This window comes from Bacillus sp. FJAT-45350, assembly GCF_002335805.1.
Lineage (GTDB): Bacteria > Bacillota > Bacilli > Bacillales > NISU01 > FJAT-45350.
In genome coordinates, this window is the sequence record NZ_NISU01000001.1 from 551,330 (window position 1) to 577,101 (window position 25,772).

A 25,772-nucleotide genomic window follows, 5' to 3' on the forward strand; every position below is an offset into this window, starting at 1 on the left:
TCACCTTAATAAACAATGTTTATCATATTGTACTTTACATGCACTATATTGATTATTAGTTAGGCATTATTACAAATGATGGCATGAGTTCAGTTTTTATTGCTAAAGGAGGATTTCTAATGGAACAAACCTTTCATGCAACAACTATTTTTGCTATACAACATAATGGTAAATCAGCTATGACGGGTGATGGTCAAGTTACGTTTGGTAATGCGGTAGTTATGAAGCATACAGCAAGAAAGGTCAGAAAGATATATCAAGGGAAGGTTCTTGCAGGCTTTGCTGGTTCGGTTGCAGATGCTTTTACATTATTTGAGAAATTTGAAGGGAAGCTTGAAGAATATAACGGTAATCTCCAGAGAGCCGCTGTAGAACTAGCAAAAGAATGGCGTAGTGATAAGGTGTTGAGACGTTTAGAAGCAATGCTTATCGTAATGAACTCAGACGACTTACTCTTGGTATCAGGAACTGGTGAGGTTATAGAGCCAGATGATGGCATTCTTTCAATTGGGTCTGGAGGGAATTATGCTCTATCAGCGGGCCGAGCTTTAAAGAAACACGCAAAAGATATGACAGCAAAAGAAATTGCAGTTGCTGCTCTAGAAACAGCAGGCGAAATTTGTGTATATACCAATGACCAAATTGTTATAGAAGAACTTTGATTGATATTTGAAATTATGGTTCCAATGTATAGTTAAAGCTGAATTAATTAATCCATCTTATGGAGGTTGATTATATGCAAAAAAATTTAACACCTCGTGAAATTGTACAAAAGTTAGACCAGTATATCATTGGGCAAGAAAATGCAAAGAAATCCGTTGCAATTGCTCTCCGCAATAGGTATCGCCGTAGTTTGTTAGCTGATAAATTGCGTGAGGAAGTAACACCTAAAAATATTCTTATGATTGGCCCTACTGGTGTTGGGAAAACAGAAATTGCTAGAAGGCTTGCAAAGTTAGTCGGAGCTCCATTTGTAAAAGTTGAGGCGACGAAATTTACTGAAGTAGGCTACGTTGGTCGAGATGTTGAATCAATGATCCGTGATTTAGTTGAGACATCAGTTAGACTTGTAAAAGAAGAAAAAATGATTTCTGTTCGAGGTACAGCAGAAGAGCACGCAAATCAACGAATGGTTGAATTATTGGTCCCGTCGAAGAAAAAAACGACCCAATACAAAAATCCTTTTGAAATGCTATTTAATCAAGGACAAACAACAACACAGGAAACATCAACAGATCCTTCAGAAGAACAAGACATCAACCAGCGAAGACGACAAATGGCACATAAGTTAGCGTTAGGTGAGCTTGAAGATACTATGGTTACGATTGAAGTAGAAGAGCAGAGCCAAGGCTTTCTAGATATGTTTCAAGGTGCGGGTATGGAACAAATGGGAATGAATATGCAGGATATGCTTGGAAACATGATGCCTAAGAAAAAGAAAAAACGTAAACTACCAGTTAGTGATGCTAGAAAAGTGTTAATTGAGGAAGAAGCACAGAAGCTAATAGACATGGATGAAGTGACACAAGATGCAGTCGACCGTGTTGAGCAACTAGGAATAATTTTTATTGATGAAATAGATAAGGTTGCTGGAAAAAATCAAAATTCGGCAGATGTATCAAGAGAAGGTGTTCAACGGGATATATTACCTATTGTAGAAGGTTCTACGGTAGTGACGAAATATGGTCCAATTAAAACAGATCACATCTTATTTATTGCAGCGGGTGCCTTCCATATGGCTAAACCATCTGATTTAATCCCAGAATTACAGGGGCGTTTTCCGATTCGTGTTGAGTTATCTAACTTAACAGTTGATGATTTTGTGAATATTCTTGTTGAACCCGATAATGCATTAATTAAGCAATATGCAGCTCTATTGGAAACAGAAGGTATAAAAGTTGTATTTTCTGACGAAGCTATTCGTAAGATTGCGACAATTGCCACTGAAGTAAATCAGGATACTGAAAATATAGGAGCGCGTCGACTTCATACTTTACTAGAGCGTCTACTTGAAGACTTATCTTATGAAGCTCCTGATATTACACTTGAGGAGATTGTAATTACCCCTACTTACGTTGAAGAAAAATTATCATCCATAGCGAAAAATAGGGATTTGAGCCAATATATTTTATAGAAATTGCAGGAGGATTTGTAATGAATTTATTAATGAGAACGAGAAAAATTAACGAAATGCTACAAAAATCTAGTGGTCAGCATGTGAATTTTAAAGATATGGCTGAAACTCTACGAGACGCAATAGCAGCTAACATCTTTGTAGTTAGTCGTCGTGGTAAACTACTAGGATTTGCAATTAAGCAAGAAATTGAAAATGAAAGAATGAAGAAAATGCTAGAGGACAGACAATTTCCGGAAGAATATACAACTGGACTGTTTAAGATCGAAGAAACGTCAGCAAATCTTGACATTGAAAGTGAATACACTGCTTTCCCGGTAGAAAATAAAGATTTATTTATGAGTGGATTAACGACAATCGTTCCTATTATTGGTGGGGGGCAGCGCTTAGGTACACTTGTACTGGCTCGATTAAGTGATTCTTTTTCAGATGATGACTTGATTCTTGCTGAGTATGGCGCTACAGTTGTTGGAATGGAAATACTACATGAAAAGACACAAGAAATTGAAGATGAAGCTAGAAGTAAAGCTGTTGTTCAAATGGCAATAAGCTCTCTGTCTTATAGTGAATTAGAAGCTGTTGAACATATCTTTGAAGAGTTAGATGGTAAAGAGGGATTGCTAGTAGCTAGTAAAATTGCAGATCGTGTAGGTATTACTCGTTCAGTAATTGTTAATGCTTTAAGAAAACTTGAAAGTGCTGGTGTAATTGAATCCCGTTCTTTAGGAATGAAAGGTACGTATATTAAGGTATTGAATGATAAATTTTTAGCTGAACTCGAAAAACTTAAAAACGACTAGTACCAAAAAGAGGTTATTCTCTCATCAGATGGAATAGCCTCTTTTTTATGACAACATTGGGTTTATTTTTGTAAAAAATAGTAAATATTCTAGGCGTTTATCCATAGGTTTTGTATTATAATTAAAAATGACATGAGAGTATAGTTTGCTATGTAGATTATTTTTTAGTTTAACTAGGACAATTGTTGTGTTAACGATTAGTTCATTAATTAGGTCTTTCTATTTGTCTAGTTGTTGTTTAAAATGTAAATTAGACAAGATTAGACAAAATGTATAACTTTCGTCTATGGTAATGTACAAATAAGAGCGTCTGTTAAAAGGATGGGATTTACCGATGAATCTATTTACAAATAATACGTTCCAAGCGTTAGAGAGAGGTCTTAATGGTTCAACGTTAAGACAACAAGCGATTTCACAAAATATCGCAAATGTTGATACTCCAAATTATAAAGCAAGGCAAGTAAATTTTAAACATACGTTAGATGAAGCGTTAAACAATCGAATATTATCCGCTAATCGTACAGATGCGAGACATCATGAATTTTCTTCTGCCAATTCTGGTCCACGCATTTCAATTAATAAGAATACAATGTATAATCATAATGGCAATAATGTCGATATTGATCATGAAATGTCGGAACTTGCCAAAAATCAAATTTATTATAATGCATTAATTGACCGAATGAATGGAAGATTTACTAGCTTGCAAACTGCTATTAAAGGAGGGAGATAAATAAATGTCAATCTTTAATGGATTTAATGCAACGGCCTCAGGTTTGACATCTCAGAGATTAAGAATGGATGTTATTTCTTCTAATATGGCAAATGCTGATTCAACCAGAGCTAGAATGGTAGATGGAGAGTGGCAACCTTATAGAAGAAAAATGGTCGTATTACAACCGAACCAACAGAATTTTTCAACTTTCCTTAATAAAGCAATGAATCAATCAAATAGTCCAGGAGAAGGGGTAAAGGTGTCACGTATTATTGAGGACCAAAACCCTTTTAAAATGATTTTTCAACCTGAACATCCCGATGCTAATGAAGAAGGATATGTACAATTACCGAACGTAGACCCTTTGAGAGAAATGGTCGACTTAATGAGTGCGACAAGGTCTTATGAGGCGAATGTAACAACATTAAATGCAACAAAAAATATGCTTATGAAAGCATTAGAAATTGGACGTTAAGGAGTTAAATGATAATGAACATTAATCCTATACAATCTCCCTTTGTAGCAGGCTCTATTACTGGAATTACACCAGCGAAGAGAACACCAGCTGAAGCTCAAGGGGAATTTAAGGCGGCATTAAGTAACGCTATTAATAACGTGAATGAATTGCAAAATTTGTCGGGTAAAAAGACGCAACTTTTGGCTCAGGGAAAAATTGATAATTTACATGACGTAATGATCACTGGACAAAAAGCTAGCGTAGCGCTACAAGCAACAGTAGAAATTAGAAACAAAGCAGTTGAAGCTTATCAAGAAATAATGAGAATGCCAGTATAATTTCTAACATTTCACCCTGGAAGAACGGAGATAATTTCTAATTTAGTAATCTATACGACGTACCATCTATTTTTCAGGGTGGAATTTAAAAGTATTTATTTTAATGTTGTTGTAGGTAGTGGGGAGGGCACATGAACGACAAATTAATGAACTATAAAGAGAAGGTAACAGAATTTTGGAATAGTAGAACCAGTGTTCAAAAAGGTATTATGCTTGGTTCTGTTCTACTCTTAATTATCTTACTTATACTTTTGACCTTTTTCGGAACTAGGTCTAATTTTGTTCCTTTATATAGTAATTTATCTGTTCAAGAAACTGGACAGATTAAAGAAACTCTTGATGCGAGGGGGATTGCGTCACAGATTTCAGACAATGGTACAACGATAAGTGTTCCAGAAACACAAGTTGATGTGCTTAAAGTAGAACTTGCTGCAGAGGGTATACCTAGGAGTGGGAGTATTGATTATACGTTTTTCCAAGATAGAATGGGTTTTGGAATGACAGATAATGAATTCTCGGTCATGGAACGTGCAGCTATGCAAACGGAACTTGCGAATTTAATTCGTAATATAGATGGTGTTAATCGCGCTAACGTTATGATTACATTACCTGAAGAAAGTTTATGGATATCTGATAGTCAGGAAGCGGCGTCTGCTTCGATTGTTTTAGATATTGCTCCAGGATATCAGCTTGAACCGACACAGGTGAAGGCGCTGTTCCACCTTGTCTCTAGAAGTGTTCCGAAGCTAACTACTGATAATATCGTCATTATGAATCAGATGTTTGAGCATTTTGAGTATAATGATGAAAATTCTTCAACAAATACGTTTAGTGCCTATGAACAGCAGAGAAATATTAAACGTGATATAGAGAGAGACCTACAAAGACAGTTGCAGCAAATGCTTGGTACGATGATGGGCCGAGATAAAGTTCTAGTTTCAGTTACAACCGATATTGACTTCACACAAGAGAATCGTGAAGAGCAGTTAGTTACTCCGGTAGATGATGAGAATATAGAAGGACTTGCAGTTAGTATCGAAAGAATTACTGAAACTTATACTGGTGAAGATGTTGAAGGTGGAGTTGCAGGAGTTGGCGATGAAATCCCTAACTTTCCAGGTGTAGTTGGCGGCGCTGGTGGAGACTATGAGCGCATTGAGGAAAGAATTAATAATGATGTAAATCGTATTCGTCGTGAGATTGTTGAAAGCCCATATAAAGTTCGTGATTTAGGAATTCAAGTCATGGTAGAGCCTCCGGATGGTTTAGAGGAATTACCTGTTGAGCGTATTCAAGATGTTCAACAGATACTAGGTACAATTGTAAGAACGACAATTGATAGTACGATTGCTGCAGATTTAACTCCTGAACAAATTAATGACAAAATATTTGTTTCTTCTCAACCATTTATTGGGAAGGTTGAATTTGACCAAGATGTACAGCCGATGATCCCTACTTGGTTATATATCGTTGGTGGTATATTAGTTGCAATTATTATTCTACTAATCTTCTTATTAGTTCGTAAAAAGCGTAAGGAAGAAGCGGAAGAAGAATTTGTTCTTGAAGAGGTAAATAAAGAAGTAGATGCTATACCAGATGATGATAATAGCGAGTCAGCTACAAAGAGAAAGCAATTAGAGAAAATGGCAAAAGAGAAGCCAGAAGAATTCTCGAAGCTAATTCGTACTTGGTTATCTGAGGATTAAAGGGGGAGAGCGGTTTGGTAGGAGCAAAAAAAAGTGAACTAACTGGAAAACAGAAAGCTGCAATACTCCTTATTTCTTTGGGTCCAGACGTATCAGCCCAAGTGTATAAGCACTTGTCTGAGGAAGAAATTGAAAAGCTAACACTTGAGATTGCAAGTGTTAGAAAAGTTGAAAGTTCTCTTAAGGAAGATATTTTAGAACAATTCCATCAATTAGCCATTGCCCAAGATTATATATCACAAGGTGGAATAGGCTACGCGAAGAGTGTTCTTGAAAAGGCATTAGGTGAAGCTGAAGCAATGGAGATAATAAATCGTTTAACTTCAACTTTACAGGTTAGACCTTTTGATTTTGCGAGGAAAGCAGATCCATCACAAATATTAAACTTTATACAAAATGAACATCCTCAAACAATAGCGTTAATACTTTCCTATTTAGAATCAGTTCAAGCTGGACAAATTCTTTCTGAACTTCCACAAGAGGTTCAGGCGGATGTTGCTAAGAGAATTGCACTAATGGATAGCACCTCACCTGAAATTGTGAATGAAGTAGAAAGTATATTAGAGCAGAAGCTATCGTCTACTGTTACTCAAGATTACACTGACGCTGGTGGAATCGAGGCAGTAGTAGAGGTATTAAATAGTGTTGATAGAAGTACAGAACGTACAATTTTAGATGCATTAGAAATTCAAGACCCTGAGTTGGCTGAAGAAATTAAGAAGAGAATGTTTGTATTTGAAGACGTTGTTACACTCGATAACCGATCTATTCAGAGAGTTATACGTGACGTCGAAAACGAAGATTTACAATTATCTCTTAAAGTTTCTAGTGAAGAAGTTCGTGAAGTTATCTTTAATAATATGTCTCAACGTATGGCTGAAACTTTTAAAGAGGAAATGGAGTTTATGGGCCCTGTTAGATTACGTGATGTTGAAGAGGCTCAATCAAGAATTGTTGCTATTATCCGCCGTTTAGAGGAAGCGGGTGAAATTGTCATCGCACGTGGTGGAGGAGATGATATCATTGTCTAGGTTGATAAAATCCCCTTTTGCTCAAGCAAATGAAATTGAAGCTAAGACGATAGGAATTAAAAAATTATTTGATGACTTTGAGCCTTTGGATTTAACTGGAAAAATAAGCTTAGACGCTATAGAACCTGAGGAGTCTAAAATAGAAGAAAAAAGTAATAAGTTAGCTGAGGAGATTATATCAGAAGCTAACTTACAAGCTGAACGGGTTTTACAACAGGCTAAGCAAGAACTTATAGACGCAAGAAAGCAAATCGAAAATGAGCGTCAAGTTGCTCAAGATGAAATTTTTCAATTAAAAGAACAGGCTAAAGAGCAAGGTTTTCAAGAGGGTTATCAAATAGGTCAACAAGAAGGTCAGCATTCTTTTGATAACCTAATAGCAGAAGCACAAAATGTGGTGGAGTCAGCAAAAGATGATTATTTTAAAACAATAAAAAATGCTGAACCAATCATAATTCAATTAGCGATGAAGGTCAGTAAAAAGATAATTGGTCAATCATTAAGTCAAGATGAAGACTGTTGGAAACATGTGCTAGAACAGGTAATTAACGAAGTGAGAGAACACGAACATATAAAGATTTATGTTCCTCCAAAATGGTATGAGTTAACCTTGAAGAAAAAAGAGGAACTTGAATCTATGTTACCCCATCGTCAAGAGTTATATATTTATCCAGATAACAAGCTATACTCTGATGGCTGTATTATTGAAACCCCCTTTGGTCAGATAGACGCTACAATTGATAGTCAACTTAACGAAATAAGAATTCAATTGTTAGAAAAACTGAAGGAGGAAAGGAATGAACGCCAATAAGCTACTTGATTTCATTCAAGAAATTGATCCATATAAAATGTACGGTAAAGTGACAAGAGTAGTTGGGTTAACTATTGAATCAAAGGGCCCACAAGCTTCAGTAGGTGAACTATGTTATATCCACGTAGGAAAGCAAAAGAAATTAAAAGTAATGGCAGAAGTTGTTGGTTTCCGTGATGAAAATGTTTTATTGATGCCGTTGAATGGAACGAGTGAAATTTCACCTGGTAGTCTAGTAGAAGCAACAAGAAAACCTTTGGAAATTAAAGTGGGTTCTGGTTTAATCGGAAAAGTAGTTGACGGTTGTGGCTTACCTCTTGATGGAACAGAATTACCTAATGGATTATCTCCAGTTGCAACAGAAAATGACCCACCTAATCCATTATCGCGACCACGTATAAAAGAACCTATGGGTTTAGGTATTCGTGCAATTGATAGTTTATTAACGGTAGGTAAAGGACAAAGAGTTGGTATTTTTGCAGGTAGTGGTGTAGGAAAAAGTACATTAATGTCGATGATAATTAAAAATTCAGAAGCAGATATTAATGTGATTGCATTAATAGGTGAACGTGGCAGAGAGGTAAAGGATTTTATTGAGAGAGATTTAGGTGTAGAAGGATTAAAAAAGACCATTTTAGTTGTCGCTACTTCAGATCAGCCAGCTTTAATGAGGATTAAAGGGGCAATGACAGCAACCGCCATTTGTGAATATTTTCGTAATCAAGGCTTGCATGTCAACCTTATGATGGATTCAGTTACTCGTTTTGCAATGGCACAACGTGAAATAGGTCTAGCCGTTGGTGAGCCACCAACGACAAAAGGATATACTCCTTCTGTATTTGCTATGCTTCCAAAATTATTAGAACGCTCTGGAACTAATGATAAAGGGAGTATAACTGCCTTTTATACAGTATTAGTAGATGGTGATGACATGAATGAGCCAATAGCTGATGCAGTACGTGGTATTTTAGATGGACATTTTGTTTTAGATAGAAAGTTGGCTAATAAAGGCCAATTTCCTGCAATTAATGTACTAAGAAGCGTGAGTCGTGTGATGAATGAAATAATTACACCCGAGCATCAAAGAAGTGCAGATGAATTAAGGAAACAATTATCAACCTACTACGACTCTGAAGATTTAATTAATATTGGGGCTTATAAAAGAGGTTCATCAAAAGAGATTGATATGGCAATACAATCATATCCAAAGATCATTAGCTTTCTAAAGCAAGCAACAGAGGAAAAGTTAACTTATAAAGAGGCAGTAGATTCCTTAGTTCAGGAATTTTAGTGAGGTGACAGTGTATGTCCTTTCAGTATACATTACAAAAAGTTCTAGAAATTAAAGAACGTAAAAAAAATGAAGTAGAAGCGGATTATACCGAGGCTAGTTCTTTATTTGAGAAAACAGCGACTGAATTATATAACCTATTGAAGAAAAAAGAAGACTTTGAAGAAGGATATAAGCAACAAATCTCACAAGGAATATCTGTAAACCAACTCCAACAATATGAGACAGTTTTATCTAGATATCAAGGTGAGATAGAAAGACAACAAAAATCTACTCAAATTGCCCGGGATAAAATGCATAGAAAGCAAGATGCATTGGTTACTATGTCTATTGAACTAAAAAAGTATGAAAAAATGAAAGAATTAAAGCACCAAGAGTACTTAGAAGAAGTAAAAAGGGAAGAAAGCAAGTTAATGGATGAAATATCAGTTCAACAATTTGCTAATCGCTGAAATTAGGTGAACCTATGAGCAAAGAAGATACAAAAGAAAAGGGATACGGTAAGCTTCAATGGTTTTTTTTAATTATCGTAATCCCATCTATTTTTGCAATTATATTAATATATATCATTTTGACTATCCTTGGGATTAATGTATTTGAACGTGCAAAAGAAATAGGATCACAAGTTCCATTTCTATCATCATATCTAGTTGAAGAAGAGGAAGAGCAAATAAACATCGATGAATTATATTTGACTATTGAAGAATTTGAAGCAGAAATAGAGCGGCTTCAAAGGCAATTAGTGGCTAAAGAAGATGAAATCTCCGACCTTACAAACCAAGCGAGTATACTTGAAGAAGAACTAGAGATCGAACAAGAACAAACTGTAGAAGTACAAAAGGAACTAGCTGAAATAGGAAAAACATATGAATCGATGTCTACCAAAAACGCTGCTAATATCCTTTCTGAACTACCAATAGAAGAAGCAATCCTCCACATATCACAAGTATCAACAGATACAAGAGCTGGAATTTTAGCAAAAATGAACCCTGAGTTGGCAGCTTCGATTATGTCGAGATTAGCAAATCAATAATTTTTCACATTTGAAAGGGGGTGAAAACATGAATATAGGACAATTTATGCTAATGTCATCACAACCAAATCTTACTACACAAACTAAAACTACAATATCTGGTACAGACGGCCCTAAAGGTCAATTTGACCAATTGTTGATGAGTCTCGAAGAAGAGATATTAGATAGTGAAGATATTGTAGTTAATAATAAGGTAGCTAAAGAAGAGTTAATTTTAATTGACAAATTAGCGGAATTAAATGATGAGTTTGAGTCATTCGAAAAATATTTAGAGCAAATTCCGGTAGAGAAATTAGACGAAGTAATAGAAATGATAGTACTAAAAATTAATTCAAGTGAATTCCTTAATACACTTGATAAATATATTGATTTTGAATACTACAATGATGGTACTGATTTTTTGAAAGAGTATGAGGATGAATCTCCTAGTGATATTGCAAGCAATATAATTACTCAATTAATTCAATTGTTGCCTAATTTAAAAGAAAATTTAAGCTTGAATCAAAATATTTCTTCAAATAGTGTACTTGTTAAGAATGATTTTTTCCATTTGTTAAATCAAGATATAAAACAGTTAAATATCACTGTGAACAAAAATGAGAATTTTAATGAAAAAGTAAATATAACTTCTTTTATTTCTAAGTTAGTAAATCAACTGAACCTAGTTGACCCTACTGCAACTCGTACAAAAATAAATTCTTTCCAACTGGATGGTTTTATAAATAAGTTTGGTGAGAAATCCAATAATCTTAGTAATGTGTTACTGACAAATGGGGATTTATCACAACCAATGAATAAAACTCAACAACTTGTAATTCATATTGGTGAAAGTCAATCGAAACAAGGTCAACAGCAACAGTTTATTCGTCAATTTCAAGAGATGATTAGTCGCGGAACATTTTCAAACTTAAATAATGGGATGCAACAATTGACAATTAAGCTCTTCCCAGAGCACCTTGGTAGATTAGATATTCAACTTACTCAAATGAATGGGGTCATGACTGCACGTATATTAGCTAGTTCAACTGCGGCAAGAGAATTAATTGAATCTCAAATTCACCAGTTGCGCCAAGCTTTTAGTCAACAACAGATCCAAGTTGAGCGAATTGAAATTTCACATCAAAATCAACAGCAGTTAGGTCAAACAGATAAAGACGAACAGCAAAAAAATAATAAAGACCAAAAAGATGATAATAAGCAATCTGATGATGACGAGAATAATGATTCATTTGAAGAGGAATTAAAACAATTTTCAATTAATGAGGAAGTATAGGTGATATTTCATGCCAATAATAAATGAGCCTCTTTATTTAACGGATAGACCAAAGCAACAATCTCAAACTGGACAAAATATTTTAGGTAAAGATGATTTTCTAAAAATATTAATTACGCAATTACAAAATCAAGATCCTTCTAATCCTATGGATGATAGAGAGTTTATTGCACAGATGGCTCAGTTTTCTTCATTAGAGCAGATGACGAATATGAGTCAAAATATGGAAAGGTTTATTAATATCCAAACTAGTCAAAGTCTTGTTAATCATAGTGAATTGATTGGAAAACAAGTTAAATGGTCTAGAGAGGTTGAAATTGATAAATTTCGAAGCCGTACAGAGTATCTAGATAATATTGTGAATTCTGTAAAGATAGATAAAAACGGTAAGATAACCATTGAATTAGATAATGGTCGTTGGATTAGTAATGAGCAATTAGTTCAAGTTAGTCAAAATAATCAAGTAAAAGAAGACCTTATAAAAGAAAAAGCTGAATCTGATTCACAAAGTAATTTGTTAGATTCAACTACTAAAAATTTTGAAGTTGATGAGTAACTAGACAATTGAATACTGAAGAGGTGATGTAGGGTGGAATCTAAAGTTAATGCTCATCAACTGCATCAGTTACCAAAAATACCTCAAAATAAACAAAAAACAAATTATTGCACTTGTAATTTTACTGATATATTAAAATCAAAGTTAGACGAAACAAACAGGTTAAAAATCAGTAAACATGCAGAAAAAAGGTTAAAAGAAAGACAAATCTGTCTTGATGGAACAACTTGGAATATTATTCAAGAAAAAGTCCTTGAAGCTAAACAAAAAGGTATTAAAGATTCCCTTGTAGTAACTGATAATGTTGCACTTGTCGTTAGTGCGCAGAAAAATACTGTTATTACAGTCATGAATCGTGAAGAAGCAAGAACACAGATATTTACCAATATTAATGGAACAATCATATTATAACTACTAGCTGGACCTTAACGGGGGGCTATATAGGTTGTGGAACGATAGAAGCAACCTATAATTGTAAATTGAAAGGGGAAAAATAATTATGTTACGTTCAATGTACGCTGGGGTATCAGGCATGAAAAATTTCCAAGCAAAATTAGATGTAATAGGTAATAATATTTCAAACGTTAATACATTTGGATTTAAGAAAGGAAGAACAACTTTTCAGGATTTAGTTAGTCAGCAATTAAATGGGGCTACTGGACCTACAGTGTTTCAAGGAGGGAGAAATGCTTCACAGGTAGGTTTAGGTAGTAGTTTAGCGAGTATTGATACTATTCACACACAAGGTAGTTTGCAAAATACAGGAAGAGAATTAGACTTGGGTATATCTGGTGACGGCTTTTTTGTAGTTGGTAGGGCTATAGAAGATGGTTTATGGGAAGATCCAGAAGACAGAGTAGCTGATCCTGATGAGATAAATTTGAATTATACAAGAGCTGGTAACTTTTATTTAGATAAAAATGGATTTATTGTAAATACTGATGGTCTTTATTTAATGGGGAAAACTTCTGAAGATGAAGAAGGTGCAACATCTCTTGAAGATATCGGCCAAGACTTCGGTAGAATTAAAATTCCTTCCAATGCACAAAGTTTTAGTATTGGTGCAGATGGAACTATAAATTATATAAATAGCGGTGGAGAGTTACGTATTGCTGGTCAACTTATTTTGGCTAATTTCGCCAATCCAGATGGATTACAAAAAGTTGGAAGTAATCTTTATCAAGTTACTGCGAACTCTGGCATACCAATTGGAGAAGATGATGGATTGGGTGGAGGCTTTGGAGATGAGGAAATTATGTGGGAAAGCTTCTCTTCTCCAGGCTTAAACGGTACTGGTCAACTTGTTGCTGGTGCGCTCGAAATGTCTAATGTAGATTTATCAGAAGAATTTACTGAAATGATTGTAGCACAGCGTGGTTTTCAAGCAAATACTCGTATGATAACAACATCTGACGAAATTTTACAAGAACTAATCAACTTAAAGCGTTAGACTAATAGATTTCTCATTATGAGGAGGGTGGGCTAGGAAGCAAAGTCCTAGCCCTTACATATTTATATGATTGAACTAATTCGATTAAATGGTAGACCTTTTTTATTAAATGCACTATTAATTGAGCAAGTTGAAGCATTTCCAGATACAACAATTTCCTTGATAAATGGAAAGAAAATTGTCGTGCTTGATACAATTGATGATGTTATGCTAAAGATAAATCAGTTATACAGCACATTCGGTCTGACAGCTATCTATAAAGACAAGGATGCGGGGGGCTCGTGATTGTTTAAAAATAAGTTAGTTAATATCATGTTAATAATTTTGATTTCTTTAACTTTAATTGGGGGTATTACATTAGTACTAATAAACTATTTATCTACTGATAATGCCCCTTATAACGAACCAACGATTGATGAAATCATAGCTTTATCTTATGATACACCAGAAATCACTACAAATTTAAAATCTAATGATTTTGCTAGAATTCAATTTAAAATACAAGTAGATAATAAAAAGGCTTTAAGTGAAATTCAAAAAAGAAATTTTCAGTTAGATAATATTATTATTCGTGAATTAGCTGGAATGAGGGCTTCAGACTTAGCAGGTGAAGAAGGTATTGAAGGTTTAGAAAGTCGGCTTAAATTGCGGTTTAATGAACTTATGCAAGATGGAATGGTTGTACAAGTCTATACGACTGGCTGGATTATTCAATAAATGAACTAAGTATGTGAGAGGTGAGGCTCTTGGCTGACATTTTGTCACAAGGAGAGATAGATGCACTTCTTTCCGCTCTATCAACAGGTGAAATGGATGCGGATGAACTAAAAAAGGAAGAAACAGAAAAAAAAGTAAAAGTTTATGACTTCAAGAGAGCCCTTCGTTTTTCAAAAGATCAAATACGGAGCTTGTCTCGAATTCATGAAAATTTTGCGCGTTTACTTACTACTTACTTTTCTGCTCAACTACGTACATTTGTACAGATTTCAGTTGCATCAGTTGACCAACTTCCTTATGAAGAGTTTATTCGTTCAATTCCCAAAATGACAATATTAAATGTATTTGAAGCCTACCCATTAGATGGTCGTTTTCTAATGGAGGTTAATCCAAATATTGCATATACAATGTTAGATAGGTTGTTAGGCGGTAAAGGTGTTAGCATTAATAAGGTAGATAATTTAACAGAAATAGAAACTAGAATTATGTCCCAGTTATTTCAACGGACATTAGAAAGCTTCACTGAGGCGTGGACCTCGGTTATCGAGTTAGATCCTATCATGGAGGATTTAGAGGTTAACCCTCAGTTTTTACAAATGGTGTCACCGAACGAAACAGTTGTCGTTATTTCTCTTTCTACAACAATAGGGGAAACTTCTGGAATGATAAATATTTGTTTGCCACATGTAGTATTGGAAGAAATATTACCCAAGCTTTCGGTACACTATTGGATGCAAACAAAGAAGAAACAAAGACAGCCTGGTGAAATTGAAGCAATAGAGCAAACAGTTCATTCTGCTCCTCTATTAATTCAAGCTGAATTAGGTCGTTCTGAAATCACAATTCATGAATTTTTACACTTAGCAATTGGTGATGTCATAGAATTAAACCAAGGTATAAATAATGATTTACGAATTAACGTGGGTGGAGAAAGAAAGTATTTAGCACAGCCAGGTAAAGTAAAGAATCAGTTAGCTGTGCAAGTAACTGATATTATTGAGGAGGCGGAAGACGATGAATGATGATATGCTTTCCCAAGAAGAAATTAATCAACTTCTGCAAGGAATCGGGTCCGATGATGACGATGATAATGAAGTAGAAGATAATGAAGATTCAAGTGGTGGACCTAGTTTAAATGTTGAAGATTATATATCACCTATTGAACAGGATGCATTAGGTGAGATAGGTAATATTTCTTTTGGAAGTGCTGCAACAGCTCTTTCTACATTATTAAATCAAAAGGTAGATATAACTACACCGCAAGTTTCGATTATTGAGAGGCGATTATTAGAAGACGAGTTTCCGCAGCCTCATGTCGCTGTACATGTAGAGTACACTGAAGGCTTCGAAGGTATGAACCTTCTAGTTATTAAAACAACGGATGCTGCTATAATTGCAGACTTGATGCTAGGTGGGGATGGACTAAATCCCTCTGATGATTTGGGAGAAATGCAAGTTAGTGCTGTTCAGGAAGCGATGAATCAAATGATGGGTTCTGCTTCCACATCAATGTCTACTATTTTTAATAAGAAAGTAGATATTTCTCCACCAGGCATTGATTTAATGGATGTAAAGAGAAAAGAAGGAACATCAAACATACCTTCTGATGAAGTATTGGTGAAAATTTCATTTCGTCTAAAAATTGGCGAATTAATAGATTCATCTATAATGCAATTGGTAACAGTGAGATTTGCTAAAGGACTTGTAGATGAGCTAATGAATCCGTCAACTGAGGAATCTGTTTTTGAAGAACCTAAGGTTGAAGAACCAACACAACCGGCTGTTCAACAACCACAACAAGAACAAGCCATGCAACAGCAAGACCAATACCAACAACCACCAATGCAACAACCGATGAACCACCAACAACCACCAATGCAGCAGCAACCTATGTATCAACAACCACCAATGCAACAGCCAATGTATGAGCAAAGGGGACAACAGCATTTAGGTGCACCATATCAACAACAACGACAAGTGGATGTTCAACCAGCTGCATTTTCTAGTTTTGATTCACCTGATTTAAGTGTAAGTGAATCAAGAAACTTAAATATGTTACTTGATATTCCATTAAACGTCACAGTAGAGCTAGGTCGAACTAGAAGAACAATCAAGGATATTCTTGAATTCTCTCAGGGCTCAATTATTGAGTTAGATAAGCTAGCAGGTGAACCTGTTGATATTTTAGTTAATCACAAGCTAATTGCGAAGGGCGAAGTTGTCGTTATTGATGAGAACTTTGGAGTTCGTGTAACGGATATTGTTAGTCAGGAAGAAAGAATTAAACACTTAAAAAAATAGAATATCTCCTATAGAAAGGGTGTATAAACAATATGTCCGGAAAAATTTTAATTGTAGATGATGCAGCTTTTATGAGAATGATGATAAAAGACATCTTAACAAAGAATGGTTTTGAAGTAGTTGGTGAAGCAACAGATGGTGCGCAAGCTGTTGAGAAATATAAGGAAACATCACCTGATTTAGTTACAATGGATATTACGATGCCTGAGATGGATGGTATAACATCTCTAAAAGAAATAAAAAAGTTTGACCCTAATGCAAAAATCATTATGTGTTCGGCAATGGGACAGCAAGCAATGGTAATTGATGCAATTCAAGCAGGTGCAAAAGATTTTATCGTAAAGCCATTTCAAGCTGACCGTGTATTAGAGGCAATCAAGAAAACACTTGGTTAATTTCTCCTGAAAGGGTGGAAATATTTGTTGCGATTAATATTTCTTTTTTGTCTAGTAATTATTACATTTTTCCCTATCACTGTTATTGCTGAAGAAGGAGAACCTTCTGATGGTTCTGTATTTGACATGTATCACCCTCCTGAAGGTAGTGGTGGGGAAATAGTTGAAGAGATAGAGGAATCAATAGTTAATGAGGAGGCTCTTCTTGAAAACGAGACAAGCTTCTTTGTGATTTTTGTTCAAATGATAGGTGCACTAGTTGTTATTATTGCTTTAATTTATATCTTTTTAAAATTTGTAAATGCAAAGTCACGTTCTTTTCGTAATCACCATACTATTCAAAATTTAGGTGGGGTACCACTTGGGGCTAATCGTTCAGTTCAAATGGTTAAAATTGGTGAGAGAATTCTGGTTGTAGGTGTAGGTGAAACTATTCAACTATTAAAAGAGATTGATAGTCAAGATGAAGTAGATATGTTACTAAATGACCAAAATAGAGATAACTCAATGTCAAATATAGAGGATCCTGTAACGAAGGCTTCCAAGTGGATTAGTCAAAAAGTTAAAGGAAGTTCAAAGTCTAACTCGAAAAATGAGCTTGAATTTGGTGAGCTTTTAGATAAACAATTCAATGATGTATCCCAATCGCAGCAAAAAATCCATCAGGCGATTAAGGAGCATAAAAAATGATAGAAATTCCAGGACTTGATTTAGATATATTTAATGATGAACCTGCTAATGTTGCTACAACGCTTCAGTTAATAATTTTATTAACTATTTTAACGTTAGCCCCTGGCATTTTAATATTAATGACATCTTTTACTAGGATTGTAATCGTCTTGTCATTTGTACGTACAGGTTTGGCTACTCAGCAAATGCCTCCAAACCAAGTAATTATTGGTTTAGCACTTTTTTTAACTTTTTTTATAATGGCACCGATATTTGCTGAAGTTAATGAGACTGCATTGACGCCGTTTATTGAAGAAGAAATAGACCAAGAGGAATTTCTGGAGCGTGCAGCGATACCAATGAAGGAATTCATGGCGAAGCATACGAGAGAAAAGGATTTAGCTCTATTTATGGGCTATGCGGGAATGGAGAGACCTGAGACGATTCAGGACATACCGCTAACCGCATTAGTACCTGCGTTTGCAATTAGCGAATTAAAAACAGCTTTTCAGATTGGTTTTTTAATCTTCGTTCCATTTTTAGTTATTGATATGATTGTTGCTAGTGTATTAATGTCTATGGGGATGATGATGTTACCACCAGTTATGATTGCTTTACCATTTAAAATATTACTTTTTGTCATGGTTGACGGTTGGTATTTAATTGTACAGTCATTGTTATTAAGTTTTAATTAAAGCCTTAATAGAGGGTGATATATTTGAGTTCAGAATTTGTTATATCTATGGCAGAACAAGGTGTTTGGACAGTATTGATGGTTGCGGGTCCGTTGTTATTAATTGCATTAGGACTTGGATTAGGCGTAAGTATATTCCAAGCAACAACCCAAATTCAAGAACAAACTTTAGCCTTTATTCCAAAAATAGTTGGAGTACTGGCTGCCCTCGTTATTTTTGGTCCATGGATGTTATCACAGGTAATAAACTTTACCTATAATATATTTAATAATTTGCATAGGTTTGTAGGGTAAGCAATGGAATTTATTAATCTACTTCCGGCATTTTTGTTAATTCTTATTAGGATCCTAGCTTTCTTTACAGTGATGCCGATTTTTTCATACAGAAATGTTCCAGCTCGATTCAGAGTGGGACTAGCTTTTTACTTAGCCTGGATTATGCTTTTTACTATCGAAGATCCTATTATAGTTATCGATAGTGCATACTTCTTATTAGTGCTTAAAGAAGTGTTATTCGGACTATTTGTAGGTTTAGTTGCCATGATGCTTATGTATGCTATTCAAGTAGCTGGAGGATTTATTGATTTGATAATGGGATTAATGATGGCAACTGTTATTGATCCTCAAACTGGTGCCCAAACACCGTTGTTTGGTAGTTATTTGTATGCATTTGCAATGTTATTTTTACTTGCTGTAGATGGTCATCACCTGCTTTTAGATGGAATCTACTATAGCTATCAGTTTGTACCTATCAATCAGCCATTTTTGCCATTGGGTGATGAAAAATTGTTAGAGTTTGTCGTAACGACCTTTAATACAATGTTTATTATTGCTTTTCAAATGGCATTTCCAATTGTTGGTTCACTGTTTCTTGTTGATATAGCGTTAGGGATGGTATCGCGTGCTGTTCCCCAAATGAATGTTTTTGTTGTAGGGCTTCCTTTAAAAATGTTAGTTGGATTTCCTCTTGTAATGCTTTTTTTAGGAGTATTCTTTGTGTTAGTACAACAGTTATTTGAAAAAATCATTATTACCATGAGAACGTTAATGCAGATTTTTGGAGGAGTTTAGGACATGCCGTACCTTTCTCTTAATCTACAATTTTTTGCGGATGAAAAGACTGAAAAAGCAACCCCTAAGAAACGACAGGAACAAAGAAAGAAAGGACAAGTAGCTAAGAGTAATGATGTTAATACGGCCATTATTCTTTTAATTGTCTTTTTATTTTTATGGTTTATAGGTGGTATGCTCGGTTATAAGCTTATTGATATTATGGAACATACGTTTCGTGAATATCTTCTTATGGAGCTAACTCCTTCATCAATTACAGCTATATTTTACGAATTAACGATGGAAGCTGTAGTACTTGTATTACCAATAATGGCTATAGCGATGATTGCTGGGGTTTTTAGTAGTTATATTCAAGTAGGACCCCTGTTTGCACCAGAAGCGATAAAAATGAAGCTTTCAAAGCTAGACCCAATAAAAGGTGCAAAACGTATCTTTTCTGTTCGTGCTCTTGTTGAGCTTCTAAAATCACTATTAAAAATATCACTTGTTGGTATTGTTGTTTTTACAATTCTTTGGATTAATTTAGATTCAGTCATGATTCTAGCACTAAAATCAGTAGAAGATGGATTTTATCAAATTGCAATGCTAACAGTTATTATGGGTATTGCAGTTGCGCTTTTATTACTTATATTATCTATACCTGATTATTTATATCAGAAATATGACCATGAAAAACAAATGAAAATGTCTAAAAAAGATATTAAAGATGAGCACAAAAATACGGAAGGTGACCCAAGAATTAAATCAAAACGTAGACAAAAGCAAATGGAAATGGCAATGCAACGCATGATGCAGGAGGTTCCTAAGGCTGACGTTGTTATTACGAACCCAACCCATTATGCAATAGCCTTACGTTATGATGGTGAAAAAATGGATGCTCCTGTGATTGTAGCAAAAGGTGTAGATTATGTAGCATTAAAAATCAAAGGAATCGCTAGAACTAACAATGTTATTACAGTAGAAAATAAACCATTAGCGAGAGCATTGTATGCTCAAGCTGAAATCGGTGACCAAGTTCCTGAGGATTTGTTTAAAGCTGTTGCAGAGGTCCTCGCTTATGTATATCGACTTAAAAATAAAGAAGTTTAGTGGAAATATTTGAAGGATGAGGAGAGAGATTCCATTGGCTATAAGAGATTTATCTGTTTTATTAAGCGTTATTTTAATTGTCATCATGTTAATTATTCCACTTCCTCCTGCCATGTTAGACTTCTTGATTATTATCAATATCTCTTTAGCTTTAATCATCATTTTAGTGGCAATGAACACGAAAGAGCCATTACAGTTTTCAATTTTTCCTACATTATTGCTACTAGTTACACTATTCAGACTGGGCTTAAATGTATCGACAACTCGTTCGATTCTCGGAAACGCTGAAGCAGGAAATGTAATTGATACATTCGGTTCCTTTGTTGTCGGAGGAAACGCCCTCGTTGGATTTGTTGTCTTTTTAATTTTGATTATTATTCAGTTTATCGTTATTACAAAAGGGGCAGAGCGTGTTTCAGAGGTTGGGGCAAGATTTACCCTAGATGCGATGCCAGGTAAACAAATGAGTATTGACGCTGATTTAAATGCTGGAATGATTTCTGATACAGAAGCAAAAGCACGACGTGAAAAAATTGAAAAAGAAGCTGACTTTTATGGTTCGATGGATGGTGCTAGTAAATTCGTAAAAGGGGATGCGATTGCTGGTATTGTCATTGTTATTATCAATATGATTTTTGGTCTCGTTATTGGGATGATGCAACAAGGAATGGATTTAGCAACTGCCGCAAGTACGTATACATTGTTAACGGTAGGGGATGGTCTAGTCAGTCAGATACCTGCTTTATTGATTTCAACAGCAACAGGTATCGTTGTAACTAGAGCTGGTTCTTCTGAAGGAAACTTAGGAACAGATATTACCCAACAATTATTTGCATATCCAAAGATGTTGTATGTAGCAGGTGGAACAATTTTATTACTCGGTATTATTACACCCATTTCTTATGTTGTAACTTTCCCGATAGCTGCCTTACTTTTATTTGGTGGTTTCCATTTGAGTAAAATGGAGAAAAAGGCAATTGAAACGGAGCAGCAAGAAGAGGAAGACGAGCCTGAGGATGAAATGAAATCTCCAGAGAGTGTTGTTAACCTTTTGCAGATCGACCCAATTGAGTTTGAATTTGGCTATGGTCTTATTCCTTTAGCTGATGCAAACCAAGGTGGAGATTTATTAGATAGAGTTGTTATGATTCGCCGTCAGTTGGCGCTCGAGTTAGGGATGGTCGTTCCTGTTATCAGGATTCGAGATAATATTCAACTTCAACCTAATGAATATGTAATTAAAATAAAGGGTAATGAAATAGCAAAAGGGGAGTTATTACTTGACCACTATATGGCTATGAGTCCTGGAGTTGACGATGACAGCATCGTTGGAATTGAAACATTTGAACCAGCATTTGGTTTACCAGCCTTATGGATTGGTGAAGATATGAAGGAGCAAGCTGAATTATCAGGTTATACCGTTGTGGACCCACCTTCTGTTGTATCTACACATCTAACGGAAATTGTGAAAAAGCATGCTCATGAGTTACTTGGAAGACAAGAAACGAAGCAACTAGTCGACCATTTAAAAGAATCCTACCCGACTCTTGTAGAGGACGTAACTCCAAATCCATTAACGACAGGAGAGATTCAGAAGGTATTAACGAATCTATTAAAGGAAAATGTATCTATTCGTAATTTACCAGTTATTTTCGAAACATTAGCGGACTATGGTGTTATGACTAAAGATATGGATTTAATAACAGAGTACGTTAGACAATCTCTCTCAAGGCAAATTTCAAAGCAATATGCAACGCCAGGAGAACCGATGTACGTAGTGACATTAAGTGGTGCTGTTGAAAAGGCTCTTGCTGATTCAGTTCAGCAAACAGAGCACGGAAACTTCTTATCGATGGATCCGAACCATTCACAAAAAATAATAGAAAATATCTCTATTGAGATGGAACGTTTGTCTCAAATGGGACAAGTACCAATATTATTATGTTCACCTGCAGTAAGAATGTACGTAAGACAATTAATAGAGCGATATATACCTAATGTTCCAGTCCTATCCTACAATGAATTAGAGCCGGACATTGAGGTTCAAAGTGTAGGGGTGGTGAATTTAGATTGAAGGTAAAAAAATACGTAGCAAGTACAATGCCAGAGGCGATGAAAAAGATAAGACATGAACTTGGGCATGATGCTGTCATCCTCAATTCAAAAGAGATTGAAACAGGTGGCTTTTTAGGTTTTTTTACAAAAAAAAGCATTGAGGTAATCGCTGCGATTGACAATACTCCGTCGATCCAGCGCCCTTCTAAAAAAAAGCCTAACAAGATAAATGTGAACGTTAAAAAAGAGATGTCTGATAGTATGAAAGGCTCTCCAGTACAACAGGTGTCTATAAAAAGAAATGAAAAAGAAGTTCAAAAAGACAATGATGTTTTAGCTAATGAAATTCAGCAATTAAAGAAAATGATTACAACGATGTCAACAAAAAGTGAAACAAGTATGAAGGAATACCCAGAACCATTTCAACAGATTAATGATTTCTTAGAAGAACAAGAATTCAAAACTTCTTTACGACTTGAAATTATTAAGCACCTTCTCAAGAAATGGTATAACAGTGATGAGAGGGATCAAAACGAAGAAAATGTTCAAATTTGGTTAAAGGAATTTTTATATGATCAACTATTAACTGTTAAACTAGGTGGAATTTCTTTTGAAAAGAAATTTGTTAATGTTGTTGGACCAACTGGTGTTGGAAAAACGACAACAATTGCTAAGATTGCTGCTCATTGTGTACTAAAGAAGAAAAAGAAAGTAGCTTTAATTACAACTGATACATATCGAATTGCTGCCGTTGAGCAATTAAGAACGTATGCAAAGATATTAAATATTCCTCTAGAGGTTGCATACTCTATTGCCGACTTTAAAAAAGCAAAAGAACAGTTTTCTCAAGAATATGATCTGGTATTAGTTGATAGTGCAGGTAGGAATTTTCGTAATAGATTATATGTAGAGGAATTAAAGAAGACTATTGATTTTGATGAAGAGATGGAAACATTTCTTGTATTAGCCTTAACTTCTAAGTATAAAGATATGGAAAAAATTTATGAGCAATTTTCATTAATACCAATTACGAAATTAGTCTTTACAAAAAAAGATGAAACTTCATATTATGGAACAATGTTTAACTTAATAACAGACCATCAGACAGGAATTGCCTATATTACAACTGGACAAAATGTTCCTGATGACATTGTTGAAGCAAGTAGCGATGAAATAGTAAATATCATAATAGGGGTACAAAATAATGAATGATCAAGCAGAAAGCTTAAGAAGAATAGTTGATGATTCAAGTGATGTACCAGAGTGTAAAGTCATCTCTGTAGTTAGTGGAAAAGGAGGCGTTGGCAAGTCAAACTTTTCTTTGAATTTTTCTATCGGTCTTGCTCAAGAGGGAAAGAAAGTTATTTTATTTGATTTAGATATTGGCATGGCTAATGTAGATATATTAATGGGAGTATCAGCTAAATACAATATTGTCGATATGATTGAGCACGAAATGACGATTTGGGATATAATAGAGGAAGGACCGGAAAATATTTCTTATATCTCTGGTGGCTCAGGTTTTACGTCAATTTTTAAGCTTAGCATCACAAAATTTGAACGATTTATACAACAAATAGAAGCCTTACAAAAAAAATATGATTATATTATTCTCGATATGGGAGCAGGAGCTTCTGAAGATAGTATGCAATTCATACTTTCAGCACATGAAACGTTTATTGTAACTACACCTGAGCCTACTTCAATCACAGATGCTTATGCGATGATAAAATATATACACCTTAAAGATAAAGAGCTTCCGTGTTCATTACTTATTAATCGAATTGAATCCGCTAAAGAAGGTCGGGCTACTGCAGAGAATTTACAACGGGTAGCTAAGCAGTTTCTGGATAAAGATCTTAATTTACTAGGGAGTTTACCAAATGATAAGACAGTTGTTAAAGCTGTTAAATCTCAAAAACCATTCCTTTTGTTAGATCCAAAGTCAAAATCTAGTCGATCTTTGAAAGAAATTGTTAAGTCATATTTAGGAGAAAGTCAGGATAAAGCTAATCCTCCTAATTCATCTTTTATCAGTAAATTTACAAGATTTTTTAAAGAAAGATAGGGATGATGTGTGCAAAAAGAAATCAAGGTGTTAGTAGTAGATGATTCTGCTTTTATGAGAAAAGTAATTAGTGACATGTTAAATCAAGAAGAATGTATTTCAGTTGTCGGCACTGCGAGAAATGGTCAAGATGCAATTGATAAAATTAAAGTGCTACAGCCTCATGTAATTACCCTCGATGTAGAAATGCCTGTTATGGATGGTCTTGAAACGTTAAAAATAATCATGGTAGAAAATCCTCTTCCAGTTGTTATGGTTAGTAGTACAACAGTTGATGGTGCAAAAAATACACTATTAGCTATTGAATATGGTGCAGTTGACTTTGTAGCTAAGACCTCAGGTGCAATTTCTTTAGATTTACACAAAGTGAAGGAAGAATTAGTAGAAAAAGTTATTTTGGCTTCATCAGTTAAAATGCAAAACGTTTTTCCTAATAAAAATAAACCTCTTCAAAATATTATTAAATCTAAAACGCAAGAAGAAATGACGAAAAGCCCGTTATCTTTAACAAAAAAAATTGTCGCAATTGGAACTTCTACTGGTGGTCCGAAAGCATTACAGCAAGTGTTAACAAAGCTTCCAAAATCATTACAAGCACCAATTGTGATTGTTCAGCATATGCCAGCTGGATTTACTAATTCTTTAGCTAATAGATTAAACACTCTTTCTGATATAGCAGTGAAGGAAGCTGTAGACGGTGAAATATTAAAAAATGGTGTTGCCTATATTGCACCAGGTGGGTTTCATCTTACTATAGTAAAGATGGGGGCTTCTATGGTAATACACATTGATAAAAGCCCTCCAAGAAAAGGTCATCGACCATCAGTTGATGTGATGTTTGAGTCTTTATCGCTCGTAAGAGATTTTAAAATGATTGCTGTCATCATGACTGGTATGGGGGCTGATGGTACAGAGGGGCTAATGAAGTTAAAAAGTAAAACAAATTGCTATGCGATTGCTGAATCTGAAGAAACAGCGATTGTTTATGGTATGCCAAAATCAGCAATCAATACAAACTCAGTGGACGAAGTAGTGCCTCTTCAAAATATAGCCAAAAGTATTATAAATAAGTGTTTAAACTAGGGGAAGCTAAATAAATTAATATACGAAATCTATGA

The 25,772-nt window shown here is 34.9% G+C and carries 30 protein-coding genes; all 30 read left to right on the top strand.

Annotated elements, in window-relative coordinates; all coding sequences use genetic code 11:
- The first annotated feature begins 119 nt into the window (after window positions 1–119).
- The 30 genes from hslV to CD003_RS02870 all read left to right on the top strand — a co-directional run bounded on the left by hslV (window position 120) and on the right by CD003_RS02870 (window position 25,737).
- Window positions 120–662 (top strand): ATP-dependent protease subunit HslV, encoded by a 543-nt coding sequence (gene hslV / locus CD003_RS02725; RefSeq protein WP_096199353.1) that lies wholly within the window; start codon window positions 120–122, stop codon window positions 660–662.
- 74 nt (window positions 663–736) lie between these two features.
- A complete protein-coding gene (hslU, locus tag CD003_RS02730; RefSeq protein WP_096199354.1) occupies window positions 737–2,134 on the top strand; it encodes an ATP-dependent protease ATPase subunit HslU in 1,398 nt (465 codons plus the stop codon).
- Window positions 2,135–2,154: 20 nt separating this feature from the next.
- Window positions 2,155–2,934: a GTP-sensing pleiotropic transcriptional regulator CodY gene (gene codY, locus CD003_RS02735; protein ID WP_096199355.1), complete on the top strand. Its 780-nt coding sequence runs from the start codon at window positions 2,155–2,157 to the stop codon at window positions 2,932–2,934.
- A 334-nt stretch (window positions 2,935–3,268) separates the two neighbouring features.
- Window positions 3,269–3,667, top strand: a complete 399-nt coding sequence (gene flgB / locus CD003_RS02740; protein WP_096199356.1) for a flagellar basal body rod protein FlgB — start codon at window positions 3,269–3,271, stop codon at window positions 3,665–3,667.
- 4 nt (window positions 3,668–3,671) lie between these two features.
- Entirely contained in the window at window positions 3,672–4,124 is a 453-nt protein-coding gene (gene flgC / locus CD003_RS02745) for a flagellar basal body rod protein FlgC (RefSeq protein WP_179295400.1), read from the top strand.
- Between the two features lie 14 nt (window positions 4,125–4,138).
- The gene (fliE, locus tag CD003_RS02750) at window positions 4,139–4,444 is read left to right on the top strand and encodes a flagellar hook-basal body complex protein FliE (RefSeq protein WP_096199357.1); all 306 of its coding nucleotides are present in this window, start codon (window positions 4,139–4,141) and stop codon (window positions 4,442–4,444) included.
- Window positions 4,445–4,575: 131 nt separating this feature from the next.
- Window positions 4,576–6,150: a flagellar basal-body MS-ring/collar protein FliF gene (gene fliF, locus CD003_RS02755; protein WP_096199358.1), complete on the top strand. Its 1,575-nt coding sequence runs from the start codon at window positions 4,576–4,578 to the stop codon at window positions 6,148–6,150.
- Between the two features lie 14 nt (window positions 6,151–6,164).
- Window positions 6,165–7,181 (top strand): flagellar motor switch protein FliG, encoded by a 1,017-nt coding sequence (fliG, locus tag CD003_RS02760; protein ID WP_096199359.1) that lies wholly within the window; start codon window positions 6,165–6,167, stop codon window positions 7,179–7,181.
- A complete protein-coding gene (gene fliH, locus CD003_RS02765) occupies window positions 7,174–7,992 on the top strand; it encodes a flagellar assembly protein FliH (protein ID WP_179295401.1) in 819 nt (272 codons plus the stop codon). The genes fliG and fliH overlap by 8 nt, the downstream gene beginning before the upstream one ends.
- Window positions 7,979–9,283, top strand: coding sequence for a flagellar protein export ATPase FliI (fliI, locus tag CD003_RS02770; RefSeq protein WP_096199361.1), 1,305 nt, complete (start codon window positions 7,979–7,981; stop codon window positions 9,281–9,283). Before fliH ends, fliI begins: the two co-directional genes overlap by 14 nt.
- A 14-nt stretch (window positions 9,284–9,297) precedes the next feature.
- Entirely contained in the window at window positions 9,298–9,735 is a 438-nt protein-coding gene (fliJ, locus tag CD003_RS02775) for a flagellar export protein FliJ (protein ID WP_096199362.1), read from the top strand.
- A gap of 14 nt (window positions 9,736–9,749) precedes the next feature.
- Window positions 9,750–10,316 (top strand): MotE family protein, encoded by a 567-nt coding sequence (locus tag CD003_RS02780; RefSeq protein ID WP_096199363.1) that lies wholly within the window; start codon window positions 9,750–9,752, stop codon window positions 10,314–10,316.
- Between the two features lie 28 nt (window positions 10,317–10,344).
- Window positions 10,345–11,589 (top strand): flagellar hook-length control protein FliK, encoded by a 1,245-nt coding sequence (locus CD003_RS02785; RefSeq protein WP_096199364.1) that lies wholly within the window; start codon window positions 10,345–10,347, stop codon window positions 11,587–11,589.
- Window positions 11,590–11,599: 10 nt separating this feature from the next.
- Window positions 11,600–12,145 carry a flagellar hook assembly protein FlgD gene (gene flgD / locus CD003_RS02790; protein WP_096199365.1) on the top strand — a complete coding sequence of 182 codons (546 nt, stop codon included), beginning with the start codon at window positions 11,600–11,602 and terminating at the stop codon, window positions 12,143–12,145.
- 33 nt (window positions 12,146–12,178) lie between these two features.
- On the top strand, window positions 12,179–12,556 hold the full coding sequence (locus CD003_RS02795) for a TIGR02530 family flagellar biosynthesis protein (protein WP_257008149.1): 378 nt from the start codon (window positions 12,179–12,181) through the stop codon (window positions 12,554–12,556).
- 88 nt (window positions 12,557–12,644) lie between these two features.
- Window positions 12,645–13,595 (top strand): flagellar basal body rod protein FlgG, encoded by a 951-nt coding sequence (gene flgG, locus CD003_RS02800; RefSeq protein ID WP_096199366.1) that lies wholly within the window; start codon window positions 12,645–12,647, stop codon window positions 13,593–13,595.
- 66 nt (window positions 13,596–13,661) lie between these two features.
- Window positions 13,662–13,880 (top strand): flagellar FlbD family protein, encoded by a 219-nt coding sequence (locus tag CD003_RS02805; RefSeq protein WP_096199367.1) that lies wholly within the window; start codon window positions 13,662–13,664, stop codon window positions 13,878–13,880.
- Entirely contained in the window at window positions 13,881–14,312 is a 432-nt protein-coding gene (gene fliL, locus CD003_RS02810; protein ID WP_096199368.1) for a flagellar basal body-associated protein FliL, read from the top strand.
- A 29-nt stretch (window positions 14,313–14,341) separates the two neighbouring features.
- Window positions 14,342–15,334, top strand: coding sequence for a flagellar motor switch protein FliM (fliM, locus tag CD003_RS02815; protein ID WP_096199369.1), 993 nt, complete (start codon window positions 14,342–14,344; stop codon window positions 15,332–15,334).
- A complete protein-coding gene (fliY, locus tag CD003_RS02820) occupies window positions 15,327–16,613 on the top strand; it encodes a flagellar motor switch phosphatase FliY (protein WP_096199370.1) in 1,287 nt (428 codons plus the stop codon). Before fliM ends, fliY begins: the two co-directional genes overlap by 8 nt.
- A 32-nt stretch (window positions 16,614–16,645) precedes the next feature.
- Window positions 16,646–17,008 (top strand): response regulator, encoded by a 363-nt coding sequence (locus tag CD003_RS02825; RefSeq protein WP_096199371.1) that lies wholly within the window; start codon window positions 16,646–16,648, stop codon window positions 17,006–17,008.
- Between the two features lie 27 nt (window positions 17,009–17,035).
- Complete coding sequence (locus tag CD003_RS02830) at window positions 17,036–17,698, top strand: flagellar biosynthetic protein FliO (RefSeq protein WP_096199372.1); 663 nt, start codon at window positions 17,036–17,038, stop codon at window positions 17,696–17,698.
- Window positions 17,695–18,372 (top strand): flagellar type III secretion system pore protein FliP, encoded by a 678-nt coding sequence (fliP, locus tag CD003_RS02835; RefSeq protein ID WP_096199373.1) that lies wholly within the window; start codon window positions 17,695–17,697, stop codon window positions 18,370–18,372. Before CD003_RS02830 ends, fliP begins: the two co-directional genes overlap by 4 nt.
- Before the next feature lie 23 nt (window positions 18,373–18,395).
- Complete coding sequence (gene fliQ / locus CD003_RS02840) at window positions 18,396–18,665, top strand: flagellar biosynthesis protein FliQ (RefSeq protein WP_096199374.1); 270 nt, start codon at window positions 18,396–18,398, stop codon at window positions 18,663–18,665.
- 3 nt (window positions 18,666–18,668) lie between these two features.
- Window positions 18,669–19,442, top strand: a complete 774-nt coding sequence (gene fliR, locus CD003_RS02845) for a flagellar biosynthetic protein FliR (protein ID WP_096199375.1) — start codon at window positions 18,669–18,671, stop codon at window positions 19,440–19,442.
- A 3-nt stretch (window positions 19,443–19,445) separates the two neighbouring features.
- Window positions 19,446–20,531: a flagellar biosynthesis protein FlhB gene (gene flhB, locus CD003_RS02850; protein WP_096199376.1), complete on the top strand. Its 1,086-nt coding sequence runs from the start codon at window positions 19,446–19,448 to the stop codon at window positions 20,529–20,531.
- Between the two features lie 34 nt (window positions 20,532–20,565).
- On the top strand, window positions 20,566–22,605 hold the full coding sequence (gene flhA, locus CD003_RS02855) for a flagellar biosynthesis protein FlhA (protein ID WP_096199377.1): 2,040 nt from the start codon (window positions 20,566–20,568) through the stop codon (window positions 22,603–22,605).
- On the top strand, window positions 22,602–23,798 hold the full coding sequence (gene flhF / locus CD003_RS02860) for a flagellar biosynthesis protein FlhF (RefSeq protein ID WP_096199378.1): 1,197 nt from the start codon (window positions 22,602–22,604) through the stop codon (window positions 23,796–23,798). Before flhA ends, flhF begins: the two co-directional genes overlap by 4 nt.
- Entirely contained in the window at window positions 23,791–24,654 is an 864-nt protein-coding gene (locus CD003_RS02865) for a MinD/ParA family protein (protein WP_096199379.1), read from the top strand. The genes flhF and CD003_RS02865 overlap by 8 nt, the downstream gene beginning before the upstream one ends.
- A 54-nt stretch (window positions 24,655–24,708) precedes the next feature.
- The gene (locus CD003_RS02870) at window positions 24,709–25,737 is read left to right on the top strand and encodes a protein-glutamate methylesterase/protein-glutamine glutaminase (RefSeq protein ID WP_373558550.1); all 1,029 of its coding nucleotides are present in this window, start codon (window positions 24,709–24,711) and stop codon (window positions 25,735–25,737) included.
- Window positions 25,738–25,772: the final 35 nt, after the last annotated feature.